A 14,020-nucleotide genomic window follows, 5' to 3' on the forward strand; every position below is an offset into this window, starting at 1 on the left:
GGTTGGCGAAAGGGCATTGCGGACTTGTCGAGACAGCCATCGCCGCCTGGATCGCCTTCTACAGCACCCGTCGCCGATCATCAGGCGGCTCAATCATCGCGCGCCCGGTGGACATGATGCTGTGCTTGAACAACGCCGAAGGGTTGCCCACTTGCTCGCAGGCGCAACAACAGCAGCAGACAGCGCTGTTCGCAGCGTGATATCAGGAAATCGGAGGGGCCGAGACTCCAACTAACAAACCGGTCCCGTGGTCCCACGCATAGGGTACACTTCAGCGCTCGCAGGAGATCACTTGCGGCCCCACTCGCGCGCGCCGGCCTGCGACCTGCTCAGGCGACTACCGCGCGGCACAGGCCCGCCTTCAGGGCGAGGCGAGGGCCCGTCCAGCGTCGCGCTCGCGCCTGTTGCTAGGCATAACTGGGCTTGTAGCCGACCTGCTGGCCTCCATTCCGCTTCAGCTCCCCAGAGATCGTTCATGGCGAGCGATCCAGAGCTGACGCATTTCTGAGCGCGATCATGTTCATAAGGCAGTCAATCATGCGGCTTCTGATCATTCCGATGAGGCATAATCCATAGGGAAGCCGCCGTTCATCAAGGCGAAATCGTCGCCGATGCATATCAGCTATACGCCAACGACATTCGAGCAGATCTACTTGCGCACTCGGAGATCGTCGCGACAGCGAGCCAGTCCCGAACTACTCGCGACCGTGTCGAAGGACGCTCCGCTGGTGTCGCTTTGTCAGAGCATTCGGCATCGAGTTACTGATCAGCCCACGGAAAGCCTTTGGCCTGCCAAGTCGGAGTTTCACGACAAGTGCAAGCAATTCCGGAGAACGGCATCGCGGTGCTCCATAAGCGCATGTACAAGATCTGATAGGTGCCAACTACTCTGTGTATGTTACATACGCTCCGGTTGCCGCTGCTGCTGTCTGCCGGGTTGATCTTGAGCATGGAACCAACGCCCGCGGCTACAGCGCGCAATCGATGAGATGCTAGGGCGGACCTTCGCACCGTTGCTGAGGAATTCGGGCAATACCCGGGGTGCAGGATGATGACGGCTCGGATTGAATTCTCGAAGCGTAACGAGGTTGATCGCGCCTTTGGCCATACCCGGCGAAGAGACGCTCGATGTGCTGGAATCGCGTCGGAATTCGAAAGTCGAATGGATGCTGAGGCGCCACGAGCAGGCCGCGTCGTTCACGCGGCGACTTACGGGCGGTTCGGTGACCGCCGCCCGGGTGTGTACATTGCACCTCGTGGTCTTGGCGCGCTTGACCTGTCGATCGGGCTGCCCATGCTCAGGTTCGCCCGAAGTTGATGGCACTGGACAAGAGGCGATCATGAGCAGTCGAGAGCGATTTTCTCAGCACGTCGGTTCAATTGTATCGACGAAGGGCGTCCCGACAGATCGTATGCATGGCGAGTATCGTTCCAAGTTGGACCGGCCACGCGCCTGTATTTTGGTAACGACGAAGCGGAAACCCGCAAAGCCTCGTTGCTGGACATTATTGAGCAACCCGAGCGGCGCCGGACGCTGATTGCGTGTCGGTGCAAGCGAGACAGTTCGATCATCTACACGTTCGACACCCATCTCCGGAGATGGTGACATGATGTTCTTCCACGTTTTGCGATTTCGATTGCGTTCAAAAACCGCTTCGGCTTGGGAGGGCGACTTGGCGACGGACAGTAAACTCTTGACATCTCTAAGTCCTGGCAAACCGCCAGCGGATTCTCCCGTGCTTGGTACATGGCGGCTCTGTTCCTACGTTCGTGAACGATTGTCGGATGGACATCGTCACAATCAATTCGGCGAGGCCCCGATCGGCTACCTTGGCTACGCGGCGGACGGCAGGATGTACGCTATCTTCACCCGGGATGATCGGATCGTACCTCGTGATGTCGTGCCCACCGCTGCAGAAGGCGCGGAACTGGTTGGTACCATGGTCGCATATGCTGGTGCGTTCTCGTTGGGGGAAAACGTCGTCGTTCATCACATCGACACATCGTGGAACCAGACGTGGACCGGCACCAATCAAATACGACACTTTGTGCTCGAGGGAGATACCCTGACGATCACGACCGCTCCGTACAAAAGCTATCTCGACGGCACCCTGGGGCGATCGATACTCGTGTGGAACCGGGTCAAGTAATGCCACTGCCTCAGATTACCCGAGATCTGCGATGAATGACCTGTTTGGTAATTGAAGGGGCGTGGGTCGCGGTCATAGGTGGCTCGAGCGCTCTTGCGGGGTGCTCGCGTGACTGCCGGCCCAGCGGAAGCTCTGACTAAAACAGTCAATGACGTTAGTACGGCCAAGGTCTAGGCATCTAGAATGCAAGATTCGTCACATAACGGAGCGCTGACGGCCTCTGGAGGAGAGCGCTTGTGGGAAATGCAGCTATGAAAAACTGGCCGATCGCTCCGTTGGCGTTGGCTCAGCAAGAGCGGGCGTACTTATAGAGGCAAGTTCATCTCGTCGTGTTGCCCGGTCGCACTGTGCGATCCGGATGTGCGGATGGATCGCCGAACAAGTCTGTGGCTGCCGAACTCGGCATCATTTGTAAGTGGCTTCGCCGATTTTTGAGATCGCTCTGATGACTTGCTTGACGAAGCCCGCCCTTGCCGCCCGTCGAATCCTCAATGACGATCAAGTTGCTGCAGTGATAGAGCGGGCGTTGCGTACGACGCCGGCCGATGCGACGCACTGGTCGATCCGCTCGATAGCTGTGGAGACTCGCCTTTTCCCACGAGATCCGTTGAATGTGGACGGAGTTCGGCTTACAGCCGCACCGTAGTCGGACATTTCAAGCCCTGAAGTGATACTCTGCTCCGATCAGGTACTTGATATCGTCGCGCCTGATCTACCCAAACTGAACCGAGCCATTGTCCTCAGCATCGATAAGAAAAGTCGGATTCGGGGTATTTTCCTCCAAATGGCACTCATCGCGAGCAGCCGGTCTTGCCAATGATGCCTGCCGCGCCGGGGCGTCGGACGCGCAGGTATGTGCTGGTACGACCTCGCTGTTTGCCGCGCTCGATGTCGCCTCGGCTTCGTGATCGAGAAATGCTACAAGCGCCATTGGGTGGGGTGAGCCAAGCGACGGGTACCGCCGAACGGGAGATTGCGCTTGCCATGATCGACAGGCGGAGGTGCGCGAAGCGGATCACTCTGGGGGCGGATAAGGCCTATGATGTCACGCAGTTCGTGCACGACCTGAGAGATAGATCGGTTACCCCGCATATCGCGATTGATGGACATCTGAGTAAGACCGGCAAGCGGCGCAAGACAGCGATCGACGCGCGTACCACGCGTCACAGCGGCTACGACGTCAGCCAACGCTGCCGCAAACGCATCGAAGAAGTCTTCGGCTGGATCAAGAGTTCCGCTGGTTTGGCCAAGGTCAAGCTGCGAGGCCGCGACCGCGTGGATGCCGTCTTCGTCCTGGCGCTTGCAGCCTACAATCTGATCCGGCCTCCCAAGCTTCTGGCGGCACCGGCATGACCATTCGAGGCAGATGGCAGGTCGTCGAGACGCCGGGCTACGATATGGCCTTGGCGGGCGCCTACATCCTGTTCGATGAGGCCGGCGGCGAATTCGCCTTCGATTGCCTCACTGGCTACATTCATGGAGCCTGCCACGGCGATACCGTCGAGTTCGGCTGGCAGGGAAACAACGAAATGGAGCCAGCCGAGGGGGACGGCTGGGCCGAACTGCAGGATGACGGCTCACTCGAAGGGGAGATCTGCCTCCTCAACGGCGACAACATCCCATTCATCGCGCGCCGTTCAAAGACTTCTTCAACAGCCTGCTCTCATGTTTGCTGTCAAGGGACTCGATCAAGCGGAGCCGCTTCCGGCTGAGCGCCCGGACGCTGGACTTCGAAGGTGCCCACGGTAGGAGGCAGGGCTGAAAACGACGGTTGATCAAGCTCTCATGCGCGGGTTGGCTACCGCATGACCGTGGTTTCGTCTGGGGGCTGCCTCGGTCTAGGGAGCGAGCGTCGGCAATGCCGGCTCATAACAGGCCACGAGGATTCCCCACCGCGCCCTGCCTCCTGCCCTGGGCACCGATATGGTCGAGCAGCGCTCTTCGGGCGGCCGGCCCGAGTTGTACTTGACGAGTGATCGCCCACAGGAAGCCGACCATCTCGCGTGCAATGGCGGTGGTGATGATCACCTTGGGTTTGCCGGCCGCCGACAAGCGGCGATAGCGGGCGCACAGCCTGACCTGGGCCTTCCAGGCGATATCGCGGATAGCTTGTGGCAGGCGCTCGTTACGGTCATGGAGCTTGCGACTGACGCGGGCTTGCATGCGATAGGTCCATGCCCCCTCGATCAGAGCTCGCCTGGCCAGAGCGTTGCCAGCCTTGGTGATGCCGCCGCGTCGGATGGTGGCGCCGCTCGAATGCTCCGACGGCACGAGGCCGAGAAAGGCCATCAACTGGCGGGGATTGTCGAAGCGGGCGAAGTCGCCGACTTCAGCAACCACCGTCACGGCAACGATGAAGGCGACGCCGCGCATGGCCTGCACGGCCTCAACGAATGGCGTCATCGACCATTGTGGCACCAGCTCCTCGATCCGCTTGGTCAAGCAGTCCACACGGGCCTCAGCGTCGGTCACGGCATGAATGTAGTCCTGCAGAACGATTTGGCTCGCCGGGTGATCAAAGCGCACCGTGGTGAGCCAGCGACGATAAGCCAGAGTCCACCCCTTCTTCCCGGCATAGATGCGCCCATGTCGCAGCAGGAAGCCTTGGAGATGTTGCCGTGCCTTGCCGAGCACACGCATCGCTGTGGCGCGGGCTCTCACCAAGTCGCGCATGGCCTCATGCGCCGCATCCGGAACCCACACAGCTGTCAGCTCGCCGCTCCGGTGCAGCTTGGCCAGCATCGCCGCATCGCGCCGGTCGGTTTTTACCCGATCCCCGGCCTTCATTGGGATCAGCGAGGGGGCCACCACGAGGCAATTGTGCCCCAGTCCCATCAGTTGGCGATGCAGGCGATATCCGCAGGGGCCGGCTTCGTAGCAAAAACTTACCTGCCGGTCACCCTTGCCAAGCTTCTTCGCCAGCTTGTCGATCTGATCGGCGCGATTGGGGATGATCCCCAAGTTACGAACTTCCCCGCCGCGCATCTCTTCGGCCACCGCAACCGAAATCGTCGCCTTGTGCACATCCAGCCCCACGAAAATGCTATCGTTCATCAGGCCCGCTCCCCATGCTTGAGGCTCGGCGCCGGACCATCCGGCGCAACCCTCGATAGGAGCTTGCCGCGGGGCGGGCCGCCCGTCACCTCAGAGGGCGAACATAGGGTCTAGGTGTCTAGTCCCGGAGTGTGGGGGAATCAGGCAAGCTGATCCTTCATTCCGGGAGATCCTATGGGACAGATACTCCACGGCAGCGCCACGACCACGTACGCGGTCCGAGCTGCGATACAGCGATCGAAGGCTCCGCTCAAAGAGCTCGCTGCCCAGTACGGTCTAAATCAAAAAACGGTTGCCAAGTGGCGCAAACGGGCCTTCGTGCATGATGCGCCGATGGGCCCGAAGGCGGTGCACTCGACCGTGCTTACTGCCGAGGAGGAGGCGATGGTCGTCGCCTTTCGCAAGCACACCCTGCTGCCTCTGGACGACTGCCTCTATGCCCTGCAGGCGACAATTCCGCACCTGACGCGTTCGTCGTAACACCGCTGCCTGCAGCGCCATGGGATCAGTCGGCTGCCCGAGGTCGGTGGTGACAAACCAGCCAAGCAGCCATTCAAGGCCTACCCAATCGGCTACTTCCATATCGATATCGCCGAGGTTCGCACCGAGCAGGGCAAGCTGCATCTGTTCGTGGCGGTGGACCGGACCTCGAAGTTCGCTTTCGTCCAATTACACGAGGTAGCCAACGTCAGGACCGCCGCGGCCTTTCTCGAAGCCCTGATCGCTGCGGTCCCTTACAAAATTCACACCGTTCTGACCGACAACGGCGTGCAGTTCTGCGATATGCCAAAACATCGGTCGGGACCGACGGTGCGATACAGGCTGCATGCCTTTGACCGCGTCTGCCGCAACATGACGTCGAACACCGCCTCACCAAGCCCAATCACCCGTGGACCAACGGCCAGGTCGAGCGCATGAACCGAACCCTCAAGGAAGCCACCGTGCGGCGATATCATTACGTCACACGCCGGCAGCTTAGAGATCACCTCCCCGCCTTCCTGGACCCGTACAACTTCGCCAAGCGCCTTAAGACCCTTCGCGGCCTCACTCCCTACGAGCACATTTGCAAAGCCTGGGCTGACCACCCGCACCGGTTCAGGTACGATCCAACCCACCTCACTTCAGGACTGAACACCTAGATCCACGTGACTAGCATTAACAGTTGCATTTGTCTCTTAGGTGAGCGCGGCGGGCGTCGGGCCTGGCGAGTTCCCCGCCAGAGCGACTGAGAGAACATGGTCGATCGAGAAGCGCCGGTGAGCGGCTGCAAATATTCCAAAGGGGGAACAAGGTCTTCACCTGGCTCGAGTCGCGCGTAGATTTTCGACCTTCCTACTGAGCGTGTGCTTTCTTCATCTCATCCTCCACCAGCGTCGCATCGACCCAGAATTTCTTTTTTACTCGCACCGCACGCCTGGCTCGAAACCCATGCGAACCTGATCGTCACCGGCCAGACCGTTTTATCAGCAAATCCTGCTCCCCTATTGCCCGAATTCCTCAGCTGGTTGCGAGACGATAAACATGTTTCCAGCCGCGGCCTCTGATCGATCGCGGCCACAATCGGCAGACTGTGCTGAGATTGACGACGCATCCTGCCGGAGCAATCGGTCAATCCAGTGGGGCTCCTCAACTTGGGGGCAGCTCGACTTTTGGGATATTGCCAACATCAATTCCGATTGCCTGAGCCCTTTTAAGGATCTCCATGGCAGTCCGAACAACCGCATAGTCTACTGACGTTGACTTGTACCGAATCGAGCCCTCCCCGCGGGCGGTGGCCTCCGCCAAGGCGGATATGATGTCACACGACTCATTGATCTCATCGTGCGTTGGCGAATAGACCTCATTGATGACGGGGATATGACTGGGATGGATCGCCGACGCAAACGATGCGCCCATGCGCTTCGATCTTTCGCCGATTCGACGCACTAACTCGACGTCACCCAATCGTCCCGTCATTGCGCCTTCGACCTGTATAATCCCGGCAGCGCGAGCTTGCAGCGCGGAATAGGCTCCAAAGTAAATCCCCTCTTCAGTCGCGTGGTTAAGGCCCAGGGAGCGAGCCCCGTCCCCACCTGGGGGCGGACCACCAGAACAGCCGGCCCGTTTGACTCGCTGGGATGCCGTGCAGAGATGGTAAAGCCTGTACATCCCCAACGCAGATTCCGGGTGCGGCCAAATCTCGATTCGGCCGGCCGGCAGCCCTCGCGACCTTTCCATATCCCCAAGCACAAGGTCCAGAGCGGTAATCTCTTCCGGGTCTTCAGTTTTAGCGGGTGCCACCCCGTCCAGGCCATCGACTACAACCGCATTAAGATCGTCTAGCAGATGGCCCGTTCGCCAACCATTGAGCCTCACAAAACGCCCGAAGGGACCGGTGCTGAGCTCCGCGATGGCTGCCGCGACCGCCTTGCGAGCTCCAGCCTTCTGAGTAACCTCGACCGAGTCTTCGAGATCTAAGATCAGGGCATCCGCTCCATATTTGGGCGCCTTTAACATCCAGTCGAATTTGTCTCCAGGCACGTAGAGCATCGAGCGGTACCAGCGAGCGTCTCGGTATGTCTGGGGCATAATCTTTTCCTCGTTTGGAACTTGCACTATTAACGCCACATCAAGATCAGTGTCTTTCGCTGGCTCGGGCTCGACCCGTTGTGGCTTGGCGATCGTTTGCATATGGTAATTGGCTGCACACCTACCTTTCCTTGTAGGCTGACATCGCGAGATCACACTAGGCTGCACACTGACGCCAGAGGTCTGCACATGAAGACCCCGTCACCTTCCGTTTAGCGAGGGCTGTTCCCGTAGCGCTCTTCCAATCATGCGATAGGGATTCACCATAAAGCTGTGGGACTAACCAGCGAAGGTAGTCCGTCAAGCAATACAAGATAGTCAAGAAAGCCCGAAGCGGTCGCCAAACGCTACGAGAGCAATCGGAAGACTGTCGCGACGTGGAAGCAGCGCGAGACTCAAGCCCCGATCCAGGCCGTCGCCTACGGGAGCCGCACAATGGAATCCAGTTCACCTACTCGCCGCGGTACGCGGGCGGCCCGACGACTAGCTACGTGACGCATATTTTCGATATGCGATGCCAAGAAACAGGATCAAACATCGGCTGACCAAGATCAAGCGTATTGCGCTAATGGCCAGCTCGAGCGCATGAACCACGCGATCAAGGAGGCGACTGCCACACGGTACGAGCGACACGATCCGCTTGAAGCTCACCTTGCTAACTTCATCACAGCCTACAGCCACGCTCGGCGGCTGAAGACTCAAGGGCCTCACACCATACGGATACATCTGCAAATCCTGGACTTCTCGGCCAGAACGTTTCAAATTCAGTCGGTTCCAACAAATGCCGGGACTAAACACCCGGTTCTGCTATTTGCTATTTCTCAATACCACCCCCCGATGCGCTGAACCCGGCTTTCTCGGATTCGAAGGAGCTCAGTCTAAACTTGACGGCATTCGTCCGCCCGCCGATAAGAGGAGGAATGGTCTTGGCGAACGAAAGTCGTTGTTCGAAGCGACAGGCGCGAACGTGAGTTGAGTTCAGATAACCGCGCCCGCAGGTGCTGCTTCACGGCAAGGGACGGCGCGACCGCGTCGTTCCTAATCCTCAAGATTTGCTGCGATCGTTGACGGCGTGTTGAGCGAACGCCGAGTCGCCCATCGTAAGCCGCCGCGATGTCCGTCGGGGCGCACGACAGGGGCCTGACGCGCTTTGGTCGATCCTGATCCGAGGCCAGCAAACTGTGCCATTCTTCTAGAGTCTTCGCTGCCGAATCCGCTTGGTCGGGAGGATCGAACGACGATGAAGGCTTCCAAGTATTGGAAGCTCAGAAGCGTTCATCCTGAAGCGAGCGCAGACGGCGTTCCGGTTGCGGAGAGCTGCCGCAAGATCGGAATCGGCCACGCGACCTATTTTAACAAGGATTGCTGCCGAGGAAAATGCTGCGATCGAAGCAGCTCTAAGAAGGGGAACTGCGATCTTAAACAGATGGCAAACCTGTCGGTTGAGATGGAGATGCTGCAGGACGTGATCCGCTTAAAGCTATGAGGCTCCAACGGCAAGTGCAAGCTGATCGACGAAGCCCGCAACGAATGGCAGGTTTCGATCCGCAGGCCAGCGCGGCCTCGATCTTGAGAGTTCGAGATACAAGTTCCGTCGCTCCGGCCAAGCCGTCCTCGCACAGAAGATCAGGAAGATCTGTCATAGCCGCGTTCCCTATGCGAATTGGGCCACAATTGCGCAACTAAAACGCCTGAGCGCTGGGTCAAGCCAAGCTGCGTGACGACCGCAACTCGGCGATGCCATCCAAGGGGGCTTGGGCGATGGACTGCGTCATCGGAAACTGACCGCTCCTGAACCGTTTCTATCACGCTGCCAGAGACTCTATCTGCTGCAATTGCTGTGGACATGTGGTCAAAGCGTCAGCGATCCTCATCATGTCCACACCCTCACGGCCTGCGCGACCGCCATCGGCGTGCGATAGCCGTGCGCCTGATGAAGGCAACGATCGTTGCAGCGAGCTATGCGGGAAAGTGGGGGATGACGGACTGAGATAGGCGGCGTATCGAGGCGGGTGTCGAGCCTGCCAGAACCTCTCAAGGAGAGCGATACGCCATGAACGAGACTAGCAATATTGTGCCGCTTCGTCAGCCCGACGAGATCGATGATCCACTGACCAATGTCCTGCGCGCCGGTGCGCGGCTGCTTCTGGCACAGGCTGTCGAGGTGGAAGTCGAGACCTTTCTTGCCACGGTGAAGGATTTGAAGCTTGCCGACGGACGCGCCCGTGTCGTGCGGCATGGTTACGGCCCGGCGCGAATGATCCAGACCGGCATCGGCCCGGTCGAGGTGGCGCGGGCGAAGGTTCGCGACCGCGGGGCGTCCAGCGAGGGCGAGCGGATCCGGTTCAGCTCGGCGATCCTGCCGTTGTGGGCACGGCGGACCAGAAGTCTGGATGCGCTGTTGCCGGTGCTATACCTGCGCGGCATCTCGACCGGCGATTTCCAGGAGGCGCTGACGGCCTTGCTGGGCAAGGACGCGCCGAACCTGTCGCCCGCGGTGATTTCCCGGCTGACGGCGGAGTGGCAAGGCGAGTACGAGCGCTGGCAGAGGCGCGATCTGTCGGCGCGCCGATACGTGTACGTGTGGGCCGATGGCGTCTTCCTGCAGGCCCGCATGGAAGACCACGGCGAGTGCATGCTGGTGCTGATCGGCGCGACGCCGGAAGGCAAGAAGGAACTGATCGGCTTTTAGGTCGGCGTGCGGGAGAGCGCGCAGAGCTGGCGCGAGCTCCTGATCGACGTCAAGCAGCGCGGGTTGCAGATCGCGCCGGAAATTGCCGTCGGCGACGGCGCGCTCGGCTTCTGGAAGGCGCTCGACGAGGTCTTTCCCGGCACGCGGCACCAGCGATGCTGGGTGCACAAGACCGTGAATGTCCTGGACAAGGTCCCGCTCTCGGTGCAGGCCACCATGAAGAAGGATTTGCGCGAGGTCTATTGGGCGCCGAACCGGGCGTCCGCCGAAGCGGCGATCGGCGTCTTTGCCGAGAAATACCGCGCCAAATACGGTCGCGCGGTCGAATGTCTGAAGGATCGCGATGCGCTGCTGGCCTTCTACGACTTTCCTGCCGAGCATTGGGATCACCTGCGCACCAGCAATCCCATCGAGAGCGTGTTCGCCACCGTGCGGCACCGGACGGTGCGCACCAAGGGTTCGTTGTCGCCGACCACCGCCAAGCTGATGGTGTTCAAGCTCGTCATCGCCGCATCGAAGACCTGGCGGCGGCTCAAAGGCACAAATCAGTTGCCGAAGGTTATCGCGGGTGTCAGATTCAACGACGGCATCGAGGTCATCCAAGTGCCGACAAACCACGCCGCCTGATCACCTCGTCACCCAAAATCCCGCATAGCTCCGTTGCAGCAGGCGATCCAGCTTACGACTCCTTCTTGGCCTCGCGGCTGTCGGTATAGCCCTTGAGATGGTGCATTCATGCTTGGACGACTGCCACAGCCGCTCGATCCATGGAGATCTTGATCCCCGCGCCCGTCAAACCTCGGTGAAGGTCGCACCGGCGAATTGGCGGGCAGGATCGGTGTTGAAGATCTCCGGCGTGCCATATTTTGCCAGGCGCCCTCGCGTGAGCACAGTGCATTGTCGCGCTGCAAAACCGAATACCGCGTGTCTCATCGCTAGACTTCATTCCCTTTGTCGATCGGATGAAGTGTGGTGCCGTTTAGGTTCGCGATTGCAGATCGAAGTTCTTCTCGCGCACGGCTCCAGCCGGCGCCGAGTTCGCGAAAAATCGCGGCTGATCGATCGATGTCTGTTTCGAGCTCGTCCAGTGCAGCGGTAACAGTCTCGGGAGCAGGCCCTCCCCCTGCTCGAGCCGTTCTTGCGATGACATCCGGCACTAGCGACTCCGCGGGATTGACGATCCGGCCTTCTTGCATGATCGCCAAGAGGCTCGGTGCACCACACTCGAGAGCTGTCGTAACCAACTGACCGACTTCAATATCAGCGGATCGAGAGTCGAGGAAGCGGTCGACGGCGAGGCGCGTCGCCGTTTCCATGGCATTCACGAATGAGCGATCGAGCATAGCTGACGCAGCGTCTTCTGCAGCGGTCAGCCCCGAAAAACATAGTCGGATGAGGCGCACCGATCCGACGGAATTGTCGAGTCCGGTCCAAATATGGCGAGTAGCTTCGGTTCCGACGGCCACACAATTCGTGAAGGGCGTGTTATGCATACCCGTCATCGCGGCCACGAGACAGCCAATTACCGCCCCCGCCTTTCCCTGGACTTGCTCGAGAAGGAAGGGATTTCGCTTGTGAGGCATCGCGGAGCTAGATCCCACTAATTCGTGTGGAAAACTAGCCAGCCCGCTTTCGCCGACCCAAAGCAGTAATGTCTCGGCGATGCGAGTGAGATTCGATCCGAGAATCGCGGACCCTGCCAGGAGACGAAGGACCAGATCGCGAGATGCCACGCTATCGATGGAGTTGACTGGCGGCGTCGCGAAGCCGAGTAGCTTTGCTGTCAAATCGGGCAGAATTGGCAAGGTCGTGCCTCCCCCGGCGCCAGCACCGAGACAAGAACGATTGAGGAGCGGATGCACAGCCAGAAGTGCCTCCAGATCGCGCGAGAGCGAGCTGGCGAACGCCGCCAGATGGTGCGCAAAGGTGGATGGCAAGGCGGGCTGACGGTGCGTCTGCAGCGGGAAAACCGTCTCAAGGTGAGCGCGAGCGCGCCCGCAGAGCACTCGTAGAAGTTCGAGGAGTTCGCCGGCCAATTCCAGATACGGTCCTCTCAGCTTGAGCTTTAGGACTGTCGCATTGACATCATTGCGGCTCCGGCCGAGATGTAGATCACTACCTGCCTTGCCGATCACCGAACGGAGATGATCCTCATAGGCGAGATAAGAATCGCGGGGAGCAGGCAAAACAGCAACCCTCTGGAACTCTTCGGCCTGCAATCTATCGAGCTCGATGAATACCTTTTTGGCGATGTCGCGGTCGATCAATCCCACTCGCTCAAGCATAATGGCCTGGGCTCGATCGATTTCGGCATAGAAGGGTAACTCGTCGATCACTGCGCGCCGAAGATCAGCGTCGAAAACGATCGCGCTCGCTTCAGGATGGAGAGTTGATTTGATGCGGCCTGTGTCTTGCAACATTTTCTTTCATGCCTGGTGGATGAAGGTAACCGTAGCCTCGGCACGCCGGGCAGCAGCAGCAGGATCGCCATCAACAGCCATGGCGTGACCGATTCAGTCGCGGAAGTCATTGTAGCGCCTGAATTCTGTAGGCAGAGCAGATATGAAGCGAATTCTGTGAGCCGAGCGGCCGACGAGGCGCTCGCAGTTTTGATGAATCTGGAAGTGCCCTTCGTGCTCCGGCACGATGAATCGGATTGAACCATAAGCGCCAGCGGTCGGAGCCTCGGGTGGCATTCCAAGCAGACTGCGGAGGACTGCTAGGACGGGATCGAAACCGGTCGCGTGAAGGAAAACACTAGGGATCGAGCCGCCCGCGGGTCGAGGATTAACTTCGATGATCGTGACGCAGCCCTGGTGCGCTCGTAATTCGACATGAGCGGGTCCCCGCCTATGACCCGGGACCTCTGTCGCGCGAAGAGCTTCATCTACCATCTGCGGTCGTAATTGAGGCGACATTATTGCCGGCGCATCGTGTCCAATCTCGACGAAATGCGGCAGAGCTCCTAGGTGTTTCCGCCTGACTCCAAAGACCCGGCTATCGAAAATCTCGACGGAAAACTCGTCGCCCGCAATGTACGACATCAGGAGCGCACCAGGATGGATGCGACGGCCGCGCACGTCCGCCGTGGCGCCGAGCAGGTTGCGTAGAGCTTGAATCGCAACGGTTTCTGTTTCTACTAAAGTGACGCCGGTGCTACCGGTCTCACTGATCGGCTTTACAATTGCAGGCAAGCCGACCCGCGCAACGGCGTGCCGAGCCACGATCTCGCATTTGCGGAAATGGGTCGGTGTCACTTCGATGCCGCTGTGGCCGGCTTCGACCACGAAGTGTCCCACGCGGCTCGGCTCCAACATGACGCGGGCGACCGATCCTTCGGCGTATGGGATGTGAAGTGAGACCAGCGCCCGTACCGTTCGGCGACGCCCCGCTTCTCGGACTTCGAGGGCTCCTTGGAGCAGTTCGCCGAAATGCGGGTGGCAGGACCCTATGCCGCATGTTTTCGCGACCAAAGGATGAACACTCCTGTGCGTCTGAAGTTTCAGTGGGATCTCGATCGCGCCTTGCCGTGGCGGCGTGACCAAGCCGCAAAGGG

At 59.6% G+C, this 14,020-nt stretch carries 9 protein-coding genes and 6 pseudogenes; 10 read left to right on the top strand and 5 right to left on the bottom strand.

Features of this window, described 5'->3' with window-relative positions; genetic code table 11:
- Positions 1-2: 2 nt before the first annotated feature.
- The 6 genes and pseudogenes from LRP30_RS31880 (at position 3) to LRP30_RS31900 (ending at position 3,862) form a co-directional block, all read left to right on the top strand.
- Positions 3-200 (top strand): hypothetical protein, encoded by a 198-nt coding sequence (locus tag LRP30_RS31880; RefSeq protein WP_249757362.1) that lies wholly within the window; start codon positions 3-5, stop codon positions 198-200.
- A 906-nt stretch (positions 201-1,106) separates the two neighbouring features.
- Positions 1,107-1,288 (top strand): annotated as a pseudogene (locus LRP30_RS45295) (thiamine pyrophosphate-binding protein); the annotation flags it as partial.
- Between the two features lie 319 nt (positions 1,289-1,607).
- Positions 1,608-2,150, top strand: coding sequence for a lipocalin-like domain-containing protein (locus LRP30_RS31885; protein ID WP_249757363.1), 543 nt, complete (start codon positions 1,608-1,610; stop codon positions 2,148-2,150).
- Positions 2,151-2,386: 236 nt separating this feature from the next.
- Positions 2,387-3,081 (top strand): annotated as a pseudogene (locus LRP30_RS31890) (helix-turn-helix domain-containing protein); the annotation flags it as partial.
- Positions 3,051-3,503: pseudogene (locus LRP30_RS31895) on the top strand (transposase); the annotation flags it as partial. The pseudogenes LRP30_RS31890 and LRP30_RS31895, both read left to right, overlap by 31 nt.
- Complete coding sequence (locus LRP30_RS31900) at positions 3,500-3,862, top strand: hypothetical protein (protein ID WP_249757364.1); 363 nt, start codon at positions 3,500-3,502, stop codon at positions 3,860-3,862. The pseudogene LRP30_RS31895 and the gene LRP30_RS31900, both read left to right, overlap by 4 nt.
- A 154-nt stretch (positions 3,863-4,016) precedes the next feature.
- Here LRP30_RS31900 and LRP30_RS31905 read toward each other — a convergent pair whose 3' ends face one another.
- On the bottom strand, positions 4,017-5,204 hold the full coding sequence (locus tag LRP30_RS31905) for an IS110 family transposase (RefSeq protein ID WP_249757365.1): 1,188 nt from the start codon (positions 5,202-5,204) through the stop codon (positions 4,017-4,019).
- A 174-nt stretch (positions 5,205-5,378) separates the two neighbouring features.
- On the opposite strand from LRP30_RS31905, the pseudogene LRP30_RS31910 reads away from it, so the two are divergent.
- Positions 5,379-6,343, top strand: a pseudogene (locus LRP30_RS31910) (IS481 family transposase).
- A gap of 487 nt (positions 6,344-6,830) precedes the next feature.
- Here LRP30_RS31910 and LRP30_RS31915 read toward each other — a convergent pair.
- A complete protein-coding gene (locus LRP30_RS31915; protein WP_249757366.1) occupies positions 6,831-7,874 on the bottom strand; it encodes a CoA ester lyase in 1,044 nt (347 codons plus the stop codon).
- Between the two features lie 465 nt (positions 7,875-8,339).
- Here LRP30_RS31915 and LRP30_RS31920 point away from each other — a divergent pair.
- The 3 genes and pseudogenes from LRP30_RS31920 to LRP30_RS31930 all read left to right on the top strand — a co-directional run.
- A pseudogene (locus LRP30_RS31920) lies at positions 8,340-8,571 on the top strand (IS481 family transposase); the annotation flags it as partial.
- 441 nt (positions 8,572-9,012) lie between these two features.
- A complete protein-coding gene (locus LRP30_RS31925; protein ID WP_249757367.1) occupies positions 9,013-9,258 on the top strand; it encodes a hypothetical protein in 246 nt (81 codons plus the stop codon).
- A gap of 567 nt (positions 9,259-9,825) precedes the next feature.
- Positions 9,826-11,091, top strand: a pseudogene (locus tag LRP30_RS31930) (IS256 family transposase).
- Between the two features lie 165 nt (positions 11,092-11,256).
- Here the strand turns inward: LRP30_RS31930 and LRP30_RS31935 are convergent.
- From LRP30_RS31935 to LRP30_RS31945, 3 genes are all read right to left on the bottom strand, one after another.
- Positions 11,257-11,397: a hypothetical protein gene (locus LRP30_RS31935; protein ID WP_249757368.1), complete on the bottom strand. Its 141-nt coding sequence runs from the start codon at positions 11,395-11,397 to the stop codon at positions 11,257-11,259.
- Between the two features lie 2 nt (positions 11,398-11,399).
- Positions 11,400-12,884, bottom strand: coding sequence for a lyase family protein (locus tag LRP30_RS31940; protein ID WP_249757369.1), 1,485 nt, complete (start codon positions 12,882-12,884; stop codon positions 11,400-11,402).
- A 93-nt stretch (positions 12,885-12,977) separates the two neighbouring features.
- Entirely contained in the window at positions 12,978-13,763 is a 786-nt protein-coding gene (locus tag LRP30_RS31945) for an ATP-grasp domain-containing protein (protein WP_249757370.1), read from the bottom strand.
- Between the last annotated feature and the right edge of the window lie 257 nt (positions 13,764-14,020).

The sequence above is a fragment of the Bradyrhizobium sp. C-145 genome (assembly GCF_023375135.1).
GTDB classification, from domain to species: domain Bacteria; phylum Pseudomonadota; class Alphaproteobacteria; order Rhizobiales; family Xanthobacteraceae; genus Bradyrhizobium; species Bradyrhizobium zhanjiangense.

What these genes read in the sequence shown, in the direction of transcription:
- LRP30_RS31885 (WP_249757363.1), top strand. Translation starts at nt 1,608, where the DNA reads ATGATGTTCTTCCACGTTTTGCGATTTCGATTGCGTTCAAAAACCGCT.
- LRP30_RS31925 (WP_249757367.1), top strand. Translation starts at nt 9,013, where the DNA reads ATGAAGGCTTCCAAGTATTGGAAGCTCAGAAGCGTTCATCCTGAAGCG.
- LRP30_RS31935 (WP_249757368.1), bottom strand. Translation starts at nt 11,397, where the DNA reads ATGAGACACGCGGTATTCGGTTTTGCAGCGCGACAATGCACTGTGCTC.
- LRP30_RS31900 (WP_249757364.1), top strand. Translation starts at nt 3,500, where the DNA reads ATGACCATTCGAGGCAGATGGCAGGTCGTCGAGACGCCGGGCTACGAT.
- LRP30_RS31915 (WP_249757366.1), bottom strand. Translation starts at nt 7,874, where the DNA reads ATGCAAACGATCGCCAAGCCACAACGGGTCGAGCCCGAGCCAGCGAAA.
- LRP30_RS31940 (WP_249757369.1), bottom strand. Translation starts at nt 12,884, where the DNA reads ATGTTGCAAGACACAGGCCGCATCAAATCAACTCTCCATCCTGAAGCG.
- LRP30_RS31905 (WP_249757365.1), bottom strand. Translation starts at nt 5,204, where the DNA reads ATGAACGATAGCATTTTCGTGGGGCTGGATGTGCACAAGGCGACGATT.